Source organism: Fundidesulfovibrio soli, assembly GCF_022808695.1.
Lineage (GTDB): Bacteria > Desulfobacterota > Desulfovibrionia > Desulfovibrionales > Desulfovibrionaceae > Fundidesulfovibrio > Fundidesulfovibrio soli.
Genome location: NZ_JAKZKW010000001.1, coordinates 771,431 through 786,430 on the forward strand (window position 1 = coordinate 771,431; position 15,000 = coordinate 786,430).

The following is a 15,000-nucleotide window of genomic DNA, read 5'->3' on the forward strand; positions in this document are numbered from 1 at the left end:
GGAGGGTTCAGTCAATTTAGATCACGTCGAAGCGGTCCAGGTTCATCACCTTGGTCCAAGCGGCCACGAAGTCGGCCACGAACTTCTCCTGGGAGTCGCCACAACCGTAGACCTCCGCGATGGCCCGCAGCTGGGAGTTGGAGCCGAACACCAGGTCGACGCGGGTGCCGGTCCACTTGGGTTCTCCCGTGGCGCGGTCGCGGCCCTCGAACAGCTCGTTCTCCTCCGAGACGGGCTTCCACACCGTGCCCATGTCCAGCAGGTTCACGAAGTAGTCGTTGGTGAGCGTTCCGGGACGCTTGGTGAAGACGCCGTGCGGGGTCTGGCCGTAGTTGGCCCCCAGCACGCGCAGGCCGCCCAGGAGCACGGTCATCTCCGGCGCGGTCAGGGTCAGCAGTTGCGCCTTGTCCACCATCAGCTCCTCGGCGGTCACGGAGTACTTGGCCTTGAGATAGTTGCGGAAGGCGTCGGCCTTGGGTTCGAGCACGGCGAAGGAGGCCGCGTCGGTCATCGCCTCCGTGGCGTCCGTGCGCCCCGGCGTGAAGGGGACGGTCACGTCCTGGCCCGCGTCCCTGGCGGCCTTCTCCACTGCGGCGCAGCCGCCCAGCACGATCAGGTCCGCCACAGAGACCTTCTTCCCGCCGGACTGCGAGGCGTCGAACCCGGCCTTGACGCCCTCCAGCGCGGCCAGCACCTTGGCCAGGCGAACGGGCTGGTTGACCTCCCAGTCCTTCTGGGGGGCCAGGCGGATGCGCGAGCCGTTGGCCCCGCCGCGCTTGTCGGAGCCGCGGAACGTGGAAGCCGAGGCCCAGGCGGTGGAGACCAGCTCGGCCACGGAAAGCCCGGTGGCCAGGATGGCGGCCTTGAGGTCCTTGGCGTCCTTGTCCTCGATGAGGTCATGATCCACGGCGGGGACGGGGTCCTGCCAGATGAGCTTCTCCTGCGGCACGTCCGGCCCCAGGTAGCGCGAGATGGGGCCCATGTCGCGGTGCGTGAGCTTGAACCAGGCCCGGGCGAAGGCGTCGGCGAGCTTGGCGGGGTTCTTCAGGTAGTCGCGTGCGATGGGCTCGTAGATGGGGTCGAAGCGCAGCGAAAGGTCCGCCGTGGTCATCATGGGCCGGTACTTCTTGTTCTTGTCCTGCGCGCCCTCGACCATGTCCTCGGGGGCCACGTCCTTGGCGAGCCACTGGTTGGCCCCGGCCGGGCTCTTCACCAACTCCCACTCGTACTTGAAGAGCGTCTTGAGGTAGCCCATGTCCCACGTGGTGGGGTTGGCCTTCCACGCGCCCTCGATGCCGCTGCCGATGGTGTCGGCGCCCTTGCCGCTGCCGAAGCTGCTCTTCCAGCCCAGGCCCTGCTCCTCAAGGCCCGCGCCTTCGGGCTCGCGGCCCACGTGCGAGGCGTCGCCCGCGCCGTGGCACTTGCCGAAGGTGTGCCCTCCCGCGATCAGCGCCACGGTCTCTTCGTCGTTCATGGCCATGCGGGCGAAGGTCTCGCGCACGTCCCGGCCGGAGGCCACCGGGTCGGGGTTGCCGTTGGGGCCTTCGGGGTTCACGTAGATCAGGCCCATCTGCACGGCTGCCAGGGGGTTGTCCAGCTGCCTGTCGCCCGTGTAGCGGGTGTCGCCCAGCCAGGTGTCCTCTGCGCCCCAGTAGATGTCCTGCTCGGGCTCCCAGACGTCCACGCGGCCGCCGCCGAAGCCGAATGGCTTCAGGCCCATGGATTCGATGGCGCAGGTGCCCGCCAGGACCATGAGGTCCGCCCAGGAGATCTTGCTGCCGTACTTCTGCTTGATGGGCCAGAGCAGCCTGCGGGCCTTGTCCAGGTTCACGTTGTCGGGCCAGCTGTTCAGGGGAGCCAGGCGCTGGCTGCCGGAGCCCGCGCCGCCGCGGCCGTCGCCCACGCGGTAGGTGCCCGCGCTGTGCCAGGCCATGCGGATGAAGAGCGGGCCGTAGTGGCCGTAGTCGGCGGGCCACCACTCCTGCGAGTCGGTCATCAGGGCGAAGAGGTCCTTCTTCACGGCCTCGAGGTCGAGCTTCTTGAACTCCTCGGAGTAGTTGAAGTCCTTCCCCATGGGGTTGGATTTGCAGGAATGCTGGTGCAGGATGTTGAGGTTCAGCTGGTTGGGCCACCAGTCACGGTTGGAGGTGCCGCCGCCGGCCACCTGCCCGCTGGACCTGCCCGTCACGGGACATTTCTTCTCGTCACTCATAACCCATCCTCCATGGATTAGAACATCGTTGTATGCGTCCGCATAAACTCAAACCATGAGAAGCATCGGCTTGATACGTGATGTAATGCACCACAACCCAAAGAATTCAACTCGGGTCAGCACCACAACGCTTGTTATCTTCCGTCGTCAAAATGCTGTGGGCAACACTCTCTTCTTGTGCGCAGACGTGGCATATGCCCTTCACTTCGACCTGCGTCCTTTCGATTGATCCGATGGCTGCAACGGATTCCGGGAGCTTCAGCCGGTTCAGCTCCTCGCTGTAGAAATCCCGGGTCAAGCCGCAGCGTATGCAGACGAAATGGTGGTGGCGTGTCAGGTTCGCATCGAATCGCGTTCGGTCCTGCGTCGGGCCGAGTGTCGTCACCATCCCCATCTTCGTGAGCCACCACAACGTCCTGTAGACGGTATCCAATGAAACATTCGGGAGCCGCTCGCGCACGCCTTTGTAGATCGACTCCGCGTCAGGGTGCTCCTCGCTGGCGGCGATTTCGCGAAAGATTTCGATCCGCTGCGAGGTGAGCTTCTCCCCGGCGGCCTTGCAGCCCTGCTTGAAGGCCTGCAAACGCCGATCGGCTTCCTGTTGGTCGAGGACCATAATCCCCCCATCGACGTAGGAATACATTCCTATCTAGAGTTATCAGTGATTCGGCTTGCCCTGTCAAGCAGAACCCGGAGCGCATTCAGTTGCATAGCAACCTTGAGAAAGAGTTTGAAATTCAAGACAATACATGCAGCCCATATTTTAACGGCAATTCCGGGGCTGATAGCATGCTTCGGCTTGCCCCGGCGTCAAAAAGAGCACCCCCCCTCCCTCCTCCATGAAGGAAGTTCATCCTACAACACTTCGTTCAACGGAGCCACATGGGCGCCTGACTCGACCATCCGTAGATTGTGGGAAGACTACGCCTTGAACGCGATTGTTACTGGGAGCGGCCCTGCTCGCCCGCTGAACCGGCGGCATCAGGCTTACGGCAGATGGACAGAGTTCAACGCTGTGTGCGCACGCCATCCATCCCAAGTCCAGGATTCCTTCCGTTCCAAACAGGACTATGCGGTGAGTGGCACGGCCATCTGTGCCGGGGAATGAGATGACGCCAACCGACTGCACGGCAGAACTGATGGCCAAGGTGGAGCCTGGATGCAGGCGGTGCCGGATGAGGCGCGAAATCGGCGGCAACGGCTGGCGGAAAATAGAAAAAGGGAGCTAGGTTTATCACCTAACTCCCTGATTTCCTGGTGGGCCATGTAGGACTCGAACCTACAACCAACGGATTAAGAGTCCGCTGCTCTACCAATTGAGCTAATGACCCGTTCAGCGCTTCGGGACGTTCCCCCCGTCGCGGAAGGCGGTAATTACGCGTGTGCCCTCATGTTGTCAACAAACAGTCGCAACTTTTTTCAAAAACTTTTCGCCGCTTCGCGGGCTACGGACGTGAGTGCTCGACTCGACTTGATTTTCTTGTTTACCGGCCTGTTAGCCCTTCCTGTATGGTCCGGTATCCGGGCACTCCCTCCCGGCCTGCGCCACCCCGCGACCCCGGAAGACAGGTCCACCGGGATTGCGCGCCCCTTGGGGTTTGAAGTTCCCGCCATCATGAGCTATCAAGGGTTGTTCATCCATCTTCAACCACCCTCAGGGGTGTTTCGGATACACCATGACTCACATTCTGGGACTGAGGTTCCGGGAAAACGGCCAGATATACTATTTCGACGCAGCCTCCTTCGAGGTCCGCCCCGGGCAGCACGTTCTGGTGAAGACCGATCAGGGGCTGGCCATGGCCAGCGTCGCCAGCGTGCTGGAGCAGTTGCCCGCGGGCCAGGAGCAGGAAGAGCTCAAACCCATCGTCCGCATCGCCGCCCCGGAGGACATGGACGTCTACGGCGAGAACCGCGAACTCGCGCGCGACGCCATCCGCCATTGCCGCCGTTGCATCAACGAGCGCAACCTGGACATGAAGCTCGTGGACGTGGAAATCCTGCAAGACCGCTCCAAGATGGTCTTCTACTTCACCGCGCCCGGGCGCATCGACTTCCGGGAGTTGGTGAAGGACCTCGTGAAGGCCTACCGCACGCGCATCGAGCTGCGCCAGATCGGCGTGCGCCACGAGACGCAGATGCTCGGGGCCATCGGGAACTGCGGCCAGATGTGCTGCTGCGCGCGCTTCATCCGCAAGTTCCAGCCCGTGACCATCAAGATGGCCAAGGAGCAGAACCTGTTCCTCAACCCGGCCAAGATCTCGGGCATGTGCGGCAGGCTCCTGTGCTGCCTGGCCTACGAGCAGGGCACCTACGAGGAGTTCCAGCGGCGCTGCCCCAAGCTGGGCAAGAAATACCAGACCGAGCAGGGCCCCATGAAGGTGCTGCGCTCCAACATCTTCCGGGAGTCCATTTCGGTGTACACCGAGGCCGGGGAGGAGCGCGAGCTCACCCTGGAGGAGTGGAACACCATCGCCGGGGATACCTGGGTGCCCTACGTGGCTCCGCAACAGCCGCCTGGCGGCCGCCCCGCCCCTCCCCAGGCCAGTGAGAGGCCCCAGCAGGGCAGGCAGCAGCAAGGCAGGCCACAGCAGCCCAGGCCGCAACGCCCCCAGGAGCCCCGCAACCAGGAGCCCGGGCAGCCTGGCTTGGCCCAGCCGCAGTCCGGCGAGCAGATTCCCGGCCAGCCTGATTCCAGGCCCGCGCCCGGCGGGGGCGAACGCCCCGCGGCCGAGGCCGCAGTGCCGTCCACCGACGGCGACGACGGCGAGATCGTGGCCCTTGGCCTGCCCTCCGAGGCTCTGCCCGCCGAGGGAGCTCCGCCCAAGGCCAAGCGCAAGCGCAAGCGCAAACCCAAGAACAAACGCCCCGAAGGCGGCCAGGCCCCCGCGCCTGAATCCGGAGACTGATCGTGGAGCGCTTCTACCTCACCACGCCCATTTACTACGTCAACGCGCGCCCGCACCTTGGGCACGCGCACACCACCATCCTGGCCGACGCCATGACCCGCTTCAACCGACTCATGGGCCGCCAGGTGATGATGCTCACCGGCACCGACGAGCACGGCGACAAGATCGTCAAGGCCGCCGAGGCCGCTGGCAAGACCCCCCAGGCCTACTGCGACGAAATCAGCCAGCTCTTCAAGGACCTCTGGCCCAACCTGGGCATCGACTACACCCGCTTCATCCGCACCACGGACCCCCTGCACAAGGCCACGGTGCAGAAGGCCCTGCAGCAGGTCTACGACTCCGGCGACATCTACTTCGGCGAGTACGGCGGGCACTATTGCTTCGGGTGCGAGCGTTTCTACACCGAGAAAGAGCTGGCGGACGGCCTCTGCCCCGACCACAAGACCAAGCCAGAATACATCGCGGAGAAGAACTACTTCTTCAAGATGGGCAAATACCAGGACTGGCTCCTGAACCACATCAAGGCCAACCCGGACTTCATCCGCCCCGAGCAGTACCGCAACGAGGTGGTGGCCCTGTTGGAGAGCGGCGCCCTGGAAGACCTGTGCATCTCCCGGCCCAAGTCCCGCCTGGAGTGGGGCGTGGAGCTGCCCTTCGACACCAATTACGTGGCCTACGTCTGGTTCGACGCTCTGCTCAACTACCTCACGGCCCTGGGCTGGCCCGACGGCGAGGACATGAAGGCCTACTGGCCCGCCGCCAACCACCTGATCGCCAAGGACATCCTCAAGCCCCACGCCGTTTTCTGGCCCACCATGCTCAAGGCCATGGGCCTGGAGCCCTTCCAGCACCTGAACGTGCACGGCTACTGGCTCATCAAGGACACCAAGATGTCCAAATCCCTGGGCAACGTGGTGGACCCGCTCTCCATGGTGCAGAAGTACGGCCTCTCCGGCTTCCGTTACTTCCTGCTGCGCGAGATGAGCCTCGGGCACGACTCCTCCTTCTCGGAGGAGGCCCTCTGCGGGCGCTTCAACGCCGACCTGGCCAACGACCTGGGCAACCTCTTCAGCCGCACCCTGGCCATGACCCACAAGTACTTCGACGGGGCCATCCCCCAGGCCGGGCAAGGCGGACCCGACGAGGAGGAGCTGATGCTCCTGGCCAAGGACTGCTGCCTGAACTACCAGCGCCTGTTCGAGCGCTTCCAGACCGCCAAGGCCCTGGACAGCCTTTGGGAGCTGGTGCGCGGCCTGAACAAGTACATCGACACCCAGGCCCCCTGGACCCTCTTCAAGGAGAAGAACCCCTCCCGCCTGGCCACGGTGATGTATTTCGTGCTGGAGTGCATGCGCAAGGTGGCCGTGCACCTCTGGCCGGTGATGCCCGAGGCTTCCGAAGCCATGCTCGCCCAGCTCGGCGTCACGACCCCCGCCAGCCAGATGAACCTGCAGATGGAGGCCGAGGGCTGGGGCAACCTGAGCGCGGGCACCCCGGTGGCCAAGACCTCCAACATGTTCCCCCGCGTGGAGCCTCCCGCGCCCTCCGCCGCGCCCGAACCGGCCCCCAAGGCCGATGCCAAACCCGCCGCCACTTCCCCCGAGGCCGCCGTGAGCAAAGACCCCATCGACTTCGAGGACTTCCAGAAGGTCGACCTGCGCGTGGCCACCGTGCTCAAGGTCGAGCCCGTGCCCAAGGCCGACAAGCTCCTGCTGGTCACCGTGGACGCCGGCGACCCCGAACCGCGCCAGGTTGTCGCGGGCATAGCGGAATACTGGAAGCCCGAGGATCTGCAGGGCAGGCAGGTGGTCATCGTGGCCAACCTCAAGCCCCGCAAGCTGCGCGGCGTGGTCTCGCAGGGCATGATCCTGGCCGTGAAGCGCGAAGGCGGCCTCGAGCTGCTGGCCCCCTCGGCCCAGGTGTTGCCCGGCAGCGCCGTTTCGTAAGAATATCACTGGGAGGAGACGCCTCCGGCGGCCAGAGAGGGCGCTGCCCTCTCTGGACTCTCCCGCGAGAGGGAGTTCCTCCCTCTCGACACCCGGATCGCTTCGCGAGGGACGCGGGGCAATAGCGTTCTCAAGCGCGCCCCGCTCATCCCAACAGGAAGCGCATGGATCAACTCGAACGCCGCCAGTACTGGTCCCAGGCCGCAGTGGGCCTGGCATCCTTCCTGACGCCCTTCCTCAACGGCGCGCTGGCCGTGGCCATGCCCTCCATCGGGCGTGAGTTCTCACTCTACCCGCATCAGCTGCCCCTGGTGGTGCTGGCCCACCTCGTACCGGCGGCGGCGTTCATGGCCATCTTCGGCCGCCTCTCTGACCATCTCGGCAACAAGCGCATCTTCCTCTGCGGCAGCGTGCTGTTCATCTGCGCCTCCGTCACGGCCACGCTGGCCCCGAACCTGCCGGCGCTCCTGGCAGCGCGCGCCATGCAGGGGCTGGCCGACTCCATGACCTTCGGGGTGGGCGCGGCCATCCTCATGGATTCGGCAGCATCCGAGCGCAGGGGGCGCGCCCTGGGCCTGAACCTGATGTTCGTCTACGTGGGGCTGGCCCTGGGGCCGCTGGTGGGAGGCATCCTGACGGCGTCCGTATCCTGGCGGGCCATCTTCGTGCTCTGCGCGCTGATCGGCGCCGGGGCCTGCACGCTCATCGCCCGCAACCGCCCGCCCGACGCGCCCGGCCACATGGCCGGGTTCGACTGGACCGGCGCCGTCACCTACGTTCCGGCCATGCTGGCCTTGGTAGGCGGCCTGGCCACGCAGCCATCCCTGTGGGGGCTGGGCGTCATGGCGGCCGGGGCGCTGCTCGGCGCGCGTTTCGTGCGCATGCAGGCACGGCTCAAGTCCCCGCTCATCGCGCCGCAGCTCTTCACGGACAACCACCGCTTCAGCCACGCCGCGTTCGCCGGGGCCTTCGGCTACACCGCCGCATTCTCCACCAGCCTGCTCCTGAGCATCACCCTGCAGGGCGTCCTGGGCTTGAGCCCTGGCGCGGCGGGGGTGTTCCTGCTCGTCCAGCCCGCCACGCAGGCCCTGCTCTCCCCCCTGGCCGGGACGCTCTCGGACAGGATCGCGCCCACGCGGCTCAGCGCACTGGGGCTTGGCGTGCTGGGCCTGGGGCTCTGGGCCCTGGCCGCCTGGAGCGAAGGCCTGACCACGGCTGGCGTGGCGGGGTTCCAGATCGTGCTGGGTGCGGGGTTCGCCTTCTTCGCCTCGCCCAACATCCACGCGCTCATGGGCTCGGTGGACACCACCCGGCGCGGGGTCGCCTCCGGGCTGCTGGCCACCATGCGCACCTCGGGCATGAGCCTCTCCATGGCGCTCACGGGTGTGATGCTTGCGCTGTTCTCGGGCGATGGCGCGGCCGGGCGTGTCGGCGCGGAGGCCCTGCCCGCCGTGCGGGCGGCATTCGCGCTGTTCGGCTGCTTCGCCATGCTCGCTGCCTGGATTTCCTTCCGGGGCGGAAGGGACAAAATAGCGTGACCTCCGGCCATGTAGCCGCCAAATGCTGAAAGCCCGCTCGGGAGACAGCGCGTGTGCATACGTCAGATGCGCACCGCCCCCGCTCGGAGGCATCCTGAGATGAAAAAGTACCTGCTTCTGCTGCCTGTCGCGGTCATCCTCGCTTCCCTCAGTCTGACGTTCTTCGTGATCCCGCCCATCGGCGGGCTCCCCGAAGGCAGGACGCTCGTCATTCTCAAGCGGGAAAAAACCCGCTTCATCGACAGTCCGGACGCCTTTTGCGCGCGGGAGCGCGGCAGCGTCAGCCCGGAATGCCGGGCAACCGTGATCGAGGGAATCCTCGACCAGGGAAACGGCCCGGTGCTCCTGACGTTCCCCTACATCCGCTGGCCTTACCTGCTGAACACGGGCGGAGCAGAATACGAACGTTGATCGGGCCGCGAAAAAAGCCGGAAACCACGTGGTTTCCGGCTGATCATCGAATATAATTGGGGATGCAAGGGCATCATGCCCTTGCCGGTGGGGTTCGGGGAGGCAGCGCCTCCCTGATTCAGCCGACAGATTTCTTCTCCGCCGATCTATTTCACCTCTTCACGGCCTTCGTGGCTGCCCCTGAAATAGAGCTTCACGGGCGCGCGGCGGATGCCGAAAATCTTGCGCAGCTGGTTCTCCAGGAAGCGGGAGTAGCTGTCCTTGATGCGCTCCGGGTCGTTGACGAAGAACACGAAGGTGGGCGGCGCGGTATCGGTCTGCGTCAGGTAGTAGAACTTGGGCCGCCTGCCCTTGACCAGCGGCGGCTGGTGCTTGCCCAGGGCGTCGCGCAGCAGGCGGTTGAGCGCGCCCGTGCCCACGCGGATGTCGCACTCCTCGCGGATGGCCTGGGCCGTGGGCAGGATGTCGCGCAGGTTCTTGCCCTTGAGCGCGGAGATGTAGAGCACCGGCACGTGGTTGCAGATGCGCAGCTCCTCGCTGATGTCCTGCTTGAGTTCCGAGAGCCCTTTGGCGTCCAGAAGGTCCACCTTGTTGATCACGATCAGGAAGGGGACCTTCTCCTTGTCCAGGTAGGCGATGAGGCGCTTGTCCTGCATGGCCAGGCCGCCGGGGCCGTCGATGACCAGGATGGTCACCTCGGCGCGCTTGCCGCTGCCCAGGGCCGTGAGCGAGGCGATGCGCTCCAGGGAGTCGTCGATCTTGGACTTGCGGCGCACGCCCGCCGTGTCCACGAAAACGTAGCGCTTGCCGCCGCGTTCGAAGGCCACGTCCACGGCGTCGCGGGTGGTTCCGGCCACTTCGCTGACGATGAGCCTGTCGTCGCCCACCAGGGCGTTGACCAGGGAGCTCTTGCCCGCGTTGGGCCTGCCCAGCAGGGAGAGGGTCAGGGCCGTCTCGGGATTCTGCCTGCCCCGCTCGTCCGTCTCGGGCAGGCGGGAGACGATCTCGTCCACCAGGCTGCGCACCCCGTAGCCGTGCTCGGCGGAGACCGGCGCCAGGTCCAGGCCAAGGGCGTGGAAGTCCGCCATGAAGAGGTCTTCCTTTTCGCCGCCGTCCACCTTGTTCACGGCCACCAGCACCGGCTTGCCGGACTGGCGCAGCAGGGTGGCCACGCGCTGGTCCTCGGAGGTGAGGCCCTCGCGGCCGTCCACCACCAGGAGCACAAGGTTGGCGGCGTAGACCGCGCGGCGGGCCTGCTCCAGCACGTCAAGTTCGAGGCCCTGGGGGTCCTCCAGGGTCAGGCCGCCGGTGTCCACAAGGTTCACGGGCACGCCCGCAAGCACGGCCTGGCCTTCCAGGCGGTCGCGGGTGACGCCGGGGCGGTCGTGCGTGATGGCCTTGCGCTTGCGCAGCAGGCGATTGAAAAGCGAAGACTTGCCCACGTTGGGGCGGCCGATGATGGCTACTGTGGCTGGCATGGGGTGGTGTGTCCCTGATTGGGCCTCCGGCGTGGCGGGCCTGCGGAATGCAGACCCGCGAGATTGCCGGGGACAGGGACTTTGCCCTATCCCGAAGGCGGCGTCAACCCGCAAAACCTCTTCGCTCCAGGAAAACAGGCTCTAGCGCAGGGCCGCGGCCATATCCTTCACTCCCACCAGTTCGGCGTACACGGCCCCCAGGGCGGCCATGAACGCGCCGTGCACTTGGGCTGCGGGCACATGCACGTGGGCGAAATCAAGGTCCCGGGTAGCGCAGGCGTCGGCCAGCACGATGCAGGTGAAGCCCAGGTCGAAGGCCTGCCGGGTGGTGGCGTCCACGCACATGTGGCTCATCATGCCCGCGATCACCAGGCGTTCCACCTTGGCGGCGCGCAGGGTGGCCTCCAGGCCGGTCTCCCGGAAGGCGTTGGGGAAGTGCTTTTCGATCACGGGCTCCTCCTCGGCCGGGGCCACGTAGGGGTGGAACTCCACCCCCGGGGTGCCGGGCAGGAAGAAGCCCGCCCCCGGCCTCAGGGAGACGTGCCGGATGTGGAACACGGGCATGCCCTGGGCGCGGAAGTGCTCAAGGGCGCGAGCCGCCTTGGCTGCGGCGGCTTCCGCGCCCACGAGCTCCATGGCCCCGCCTGGGAAGTAGTCTTTCTGGATATCGATGAGCAGCAGAGCGGTTTTCATCAAGGGGGTCTCCTAGAGTTCGGGCGCGCCCGAAGGAACGAGGCACACCACGGTGAGCGGCTTCTCGCCCGTGTTTCTGATCTGATGCTCGGAGTTGCCGGGCACGAAGGCCACGCAGCCCGCGCCCACCGGGTTCCACTGCCCGTTGCCGTACACCTCGCCCTCGCCTGTGTGGAAGAACATCTCGTGCTCCCAGGCGTGGGCGTGGCGGGGGGTGTGCCCGCCGGGGGCGATCTCGAAGGCCCTCATGCAGAAGTTCTGCGCGCCGTCGGCCTTGCCCACAAGAACCCTGCCCGCAACGCCCTTGGCCACTTCGTTGTCGAAGTGGGTGGGCTCCACAGCCGTGTACTCCATGATCTTCATGACAACTCCTTATTCGGTACGCATTGCCGCCGTCAGCGCGCGCACCCTGGCCCCGATGTCCCTGGCGGCCACGATCTCCGTGACCAGGCAGATGTTGCGGGCCCCGGCCGCGCGCACCTGGGCGATGTTGTGCTCCTTGATGCCGCCGATCGCCACGAAGGGCAATTCGATATTCTTGATGACGTGGTTCAGATATTCGAATCCCACCGGGGCGCAGACGTCCTTCTTGGTCTTGGTGGCGAAGATGGGCCCCACCCCGATGTAGTCCACCAGCCCGGATTCCTGGGCGGCGCGGGCCTCCTCTGGGCAGTGGGTGGAGAGCCCGAGGATCTTGTCCGGCCCGATGAGCCGGCGCACCGCTTCGGGCGGCAAGTCCTCCTGGCCGATGTGCACGCCGTCGGCGTCCACCAGCATGGCGATGTCCACGTGGTCGTTGACCAGGAAGGTGGCCCCGGCCTCGCGGGTCAGCTCACGGATGGCCAGGCACTCGTGGTACATTTGGCCGGGCTTCATGTCCTTCTCGCGGTACTGCAGCACGCGCACCCCTGCTTCCAGGACGGCCTCGGCCACCTCCAGGTTACTGCGCCCCAGTGAATGTTCATGGCTGGTGATGGCGTATATGCCGCCCTCGAGCAGCGGCGTCATGGCCGGTTTGGCTGAATTCATGGCAGTCTCCCCAGGGCGAAGGCCAGCACGATGTCCGCCTGCTTGGCGGCGGCCAGCGTGACCTTGGGGGCCAGGGGCGGGTTGTCCGGCCCGGCCTCGCTGGCGAGGTCGCCCACGATGTAGAATGATTTCCGGACACGCCGCGTGACGATGGCGTCCGCGTCGCCGCACCCGGCCAGCCCGGAGGCCGCCACCAGGAGCACGTCGCGGCCCATGTGCGCCTCCGCGAGCATCCTCTTGGCCGAGGCCTTGTCGAAGGCCTCCACGATGGCGTGGCAGCCTTCGAACAGCGAGACGGCGTTATCGGCGGTCACTTCGGCCTGGATGGCGGTTACGCGCGCCTCGGGGTCGATGTCCAGCAGGTTCTCCCGCAGGGCCTGGACCTTGGGCATGCCCACTTGCCGGGCGAAGAAGAACTGGCGGTTCAAGTTGCTCGGCTCCACCACGTCGTGGTCCACCACGGTGAGGTCGGCGAAGCCGGAGCGCACCAGCATCCAGGCGCAGTTGGAGCCAAGGCCGCCAGCGCCCGCGATGCCCACGCGCAGGGCGCGGATGCGGGCAAGGTCGGCTTGGGTCAGGTAGCGGGAGAGGCCGGAGCGCAGCTGGTTCATGGCTCGAATCTACTGTTACTGCCAGTCCTTGTATACCGGCTGGTAGCCCTGGGACTGGAACATGGCGGCCATCTCCGCCACGCTGCGGTCGTCGGAGATCTCGAACTGGCCCGGGTCGCTCTGGCCCGTGGCCCTTCCCCCAACCGAAGTGCTCACCCCGGCGGACATGCGCGTCACGCCCAGGCGCAGCAGGTTGTCGCGCAGCCCGGGCCTCTCCCGCGAGGAGAGGGTGATTCCGGCGCGGGGCATGAAGATGCGCAGGGCCGCGATGTACTGCACCAGGTCGCGGTCGCCGACCTCCACCTTGGGCTGGAAGCCGCCGGTCTGGGGCCTGATGCGCGGCACCGAGACGTTTACCTCCACCGAGGGGTACGCGCTCTGCAGGTAGTCCGCGTGCAGGCCGGTGCAGAAGGCCTCGGAGCGCCAGTCGTGCAGGCCCAGCAGCGCGCCCACGCCCACCTGGCGGAACCCTGCCGCGCAGGCCCTGTCCGGGGCCTCCAGGCGGAAGCGGTAGTCCCGCTTGGGGCCGCCCGGGTGCAGGGGCAGGTAGGCCGCCTCGTCGTAGACCTCCTGGAACATGGTCATGCCGTCGATCCCGGCCTCCAGGAGCCTGGCGTAGCCCGCCTCGTCCAGCGGGTAGACCTCCACGGAGAGCGAGGCGAAGTATTTGGCCAGCACGCGGGCGCAATCGGCCATGTACTCCACGGAGCTGGTCCTGGGGGCCTCGCCCGTGAGCAGCAGGATGTGCCTGAGCCCCGTGGCCGCGATGCAGCGGGCCTCGGCCTCGACCTCCTCCAGGGTGAGCTGGCGGCGGTTGATGTCGTGGTGGGTGTTGAAGCCGCAATAGACGCAGCGGTTGACGCAGTGGTTGGCCAGGTAGAGCGGCGTGAACAGGTTGATGGCCCGGCCGAAGTGCCGCACGGTCAGCTCGTGGGCGCGCCGGGCCATGGGCTCGAGCTGCCGGGCCGCCGCCGGGGAGAGCAGCGCCAGGAAGTCCGCCCGGGTGGGGCGCTCGCTGGCCAGGGCCCGCAGCACGTCGGCTTCGGTGGCGGCCGCCAGGGCGGACGCAACGGAGGCCATGTCCACGGATTTCAGAACGTCGTAGAAGCTCATGGCCGCCCTACTCCCCCAAAAAACCAGTCAGCGGCGAGGAGGCCCGGGCCAGCTCGCTGACAGCGCCGGGCCCGGCCAGCCAGGCCTCGCGCCCGGCGGCCACGGCGCGCCCGAAGGCGCGGGCCATGCCCACGGGGTCGGCGGCGGAGGCCACGGCGGTGTTCACCAGCACGGCGGCAGCGCCCATCTCCATGGCCTCGCAGGCCTCGGAGGGGCGGCCGATGCCCGCGTCCACCACGATGGGCACATCCAGCTCCTCGATCATGATGCGCACCATCTCGCGGGTCTTGAGGCCCCGGTTGGTGCCGATGGGCGCGCCCAGCGGCATCACGGCGGCGGCTCCGGCCTCAACCATGCGCCTGCCGGCGGCCAGGTCCGGGCTCATGTAGCACAGCACGGTGAAGCCCTCGGCCGCAAGGATCTCGGTGGCCTTCACGGTCTCGAAGTTGTCGGGGAGCAGGTAGCGGTTGTCGTTGATGACCTCGATCTTGACCCAGTCCCCGCAGCCGGCGGCGCGGGCCAGACGTGCGATGCGCACGGCCTCCTGGGCGGTCCTGGCCCCGGAGGTGTTGGGCATGAGAATGGCGCTCTTCGGCACGTGGGCCAGGATGTTCTCCTGCCCGGCCTCAGGGTCCACCCGGCGCACAGCCACGGTGATGACCTGCGCGCCGCTGGCCTCCATGACGGCCGGGATCACGGCGTTGGAGGAATATTTGCCTGAGCCTATGAAGAGGCGGCTCGTGAGCTCACGGTCGCCGATGGTCAGCATGTCGGACATGACGGATCAGCCTCCGCCCACGAAGGAGACGACCTCCACGCGGTCGCCCTCCTTGAGGGCAGTGTCGGGCCACTGCTCGCGGGGAACGATGGCCTCGTTTATTTCCACGATGACGGCCTGGGGGTCCAGCCCGCGTGCGGCGAGCCATGCGGCCACGGTCTGGCCGGGTTCCAGGGTCGATTCTTTTCCGTTGATGATAAGGCGCACGGGGTGGTCCTTCCTGCGGGGGCGCGGAAGCGCTCAAGGCGGGGGGAAAGGGGCGGAACGGCTCTGCGCCCCGCCCCC

General features: G+C 66.6%; 14 protein-coding genes and 1 tRNA gene. 4 read left to right on the top strand and 11 right to left on the bottom strand.

The features are described from left to right. Positions 1–16: 16 nt before the first annotated feature. From katG to MLE18_RS03515, 3 genes are all read right to left on the bottom strand, one after another. Positions 17–2,212: a catalase/peroxidase HPI gene (katG, locus tag MLE18_RS03505; RefSeq protein WP_243367423.1), complete on the bottom strand. Its 2,196-nt coding sequence runs from the start codon at positions 2,210–2,212 to the stop codon at positions 17–19. 106 nt (positions 2,213–2,318) lie between these two features. Beyond that, positions 2,319–2,828, bottom strand: a complete 510-nt coding sequence (locus tag MLE18_RS03510) for a Fur family transcriptional regulator (protein WP_243367424.1) — start codon at positions 2,826–2,828, stop codon at positions 2,319–2,321. Between the two features lie 639 nt (positions 2,829–3,467). Continuing rightward, a tRNA-Lys gene (locus tag MLE18_RS03515) sits at positions 3,468–3,543 on the bottom strand. A gap of 345 nt (positions 3,544–3,888) precedes the next feature. Here MLE18_RS03515 and MLE18_RS03520 point away from each other — a divergent pair. The 4 genes from MLE18_RS03520 (at position 3,889) to MLE18_RS03535 (ending at position 9,013) form a co-directional block, all read left to right on the top strand. Continuing rightward, positions 3,889–5,118, top strand: coding sequence for a PSP1 domain-containing protein (locus tag MLE18_RS03520; RefSeq protein WP_243367425.1), 1,230 nt, complete (start codon positions 3,889–3,891; stop codon positions 5,116–5,118). Between the two features lie 2 nt (positions 5,119–5,120). Continuing rightward, positions 5,121–7,064, top strand: coding sequence for a methionine--tRNA ligase (gene metG / locus MLE18_RS03525; protein WP_243367426.1), 1,944 nt, complete (start codon positions 5,121–5,123; stop codon positions 7,062–7,064). Positions 7,065–7,228: 164 nt separating this feature from the next. Continuing rightward, entirely contained in the window at positions 7,229–8,602 is a 1,374-nt protein-coding gene (locus tag MLE18_RS03530; RefSeq protein WP_243367427.1) for an MFS transporter, read from the top strand. 99 nt (positions 8,603–8,701) lie between these two features. Further along, the gene (locus tag MLE18_RS03535; protein WP_243367428.1) at positions 8,702–9,013 is read left to right on the top strand and encodes a hypothetical protein; all 312 of its coding nucleotides are present in this window, start codon (positions 8,702–8,704) and stop codon (positions 9,011–9,013) included. A gap of 146 nt (positions 9,014–9,159) precedes the next feature. Here the strand turns inward: MLE18_RS03535 and der are convergent, their stop codons facing one another. From der to thiS, 8 genes are all read right to left on the bottom strand, one after another. Beyond that, on the bottom strand, positions 9,160–10,491 hold the full coding sequence (der, locus tag MLE18_RS03540) for a ribosome biogenesis GTPase Der (RefSeq protein ID WP_243367429.1): 1,332 nt from the start codon (positions 10,489–10,491) through the stop codon (positions 9,160–9,162). Between the two features lie 141 nt (positions 10,492–10,632). Beyond that, on the bottom strand, positions 10,633–11,184 hold the full coding sequence (locus tag MLE18_RS03545) for a cysteine hydrolase family protein (RefSeq protein ID WP_243367430.1): 552 nt from the start codon (positions 11,182–11,184) through the stop codon (positions 10,633–10,635). Between the two features lie 12 nt (positions 11,185–11,196). After that, positions 11,197–11,547 carry a cupin domain-containing protein gene (locus tag MLE18_RS03550; protein WP_243367431.1) on the bottom strand — a complete coding sequence of 117 codons (351 nt, stop codon included), beginning with the start codon at positions 11,545–11,547 and terminating at the stop codon, positions 11,197–11,199. 9 nt (positions 11,548–11,556) lie between these two features. Next, a complete protein-coding gene (thiE, locus tag MLE18_RS03555; protein WP_419714881.1) occupies positions 11,557–12,213 on the bottom strand; it encodes a thiamine phosphate synthase in 657 nt (218 codons plus the stop codon). Further along, complete coding sequence (gene thiF, locus MLE18_RS03560) at positions 12,210–12,824, bottom strand: sulfur carrier protein ThiS adenylyltransferase ThiF (protein WP_243367432.1); 615 nt, start codon at positions 12,822–12,824, stop codon at positions 12,210–12,212. Before thiF ends, thiE begins: the two co-directional genes overlap by 4 nt. Before the next feature lie 15 nt (positions 12,825–12,839). After that, positions 12,840–13,937 carry a 2-iminoacetate synthase ThiH gene (thiH, locus tag MLE18_RS03565; protein ID WP_243367433.1) on the bottom strand — a complete coding sequence of 366 codons (1,098 nt, stop codon included), beginning with the start codon at positions 13,935–13,937 and terminating at the stop codon, positions 12,840–12,842. 7 nt (positions 13,938–13,944) lie between these two features. After that, positions 13,945–14,715, bottom strand: a complete 771-nt coding sequence (locus MLE18_RS03570; RefSeq protein ID WP_272881431.1) for a thiazole synthase — start codon at positions 14,713–14,715, stop codon at positions 13,945–13,947. 6 nt (positions 14,716–14,721) lie between these two features. Beyond that, a complete protein-coding gene (gene thiS, locus MLE18_RS03575) occupies positions 14,722–14,922 on the bottom strand; it encodes a sulfur carrier protein ThiS (protein WP_243367434.1) in 201 nt (66 codons plus the stop codon). Positions 14,923–15,000: the final 78 nt, after the last annotated feature.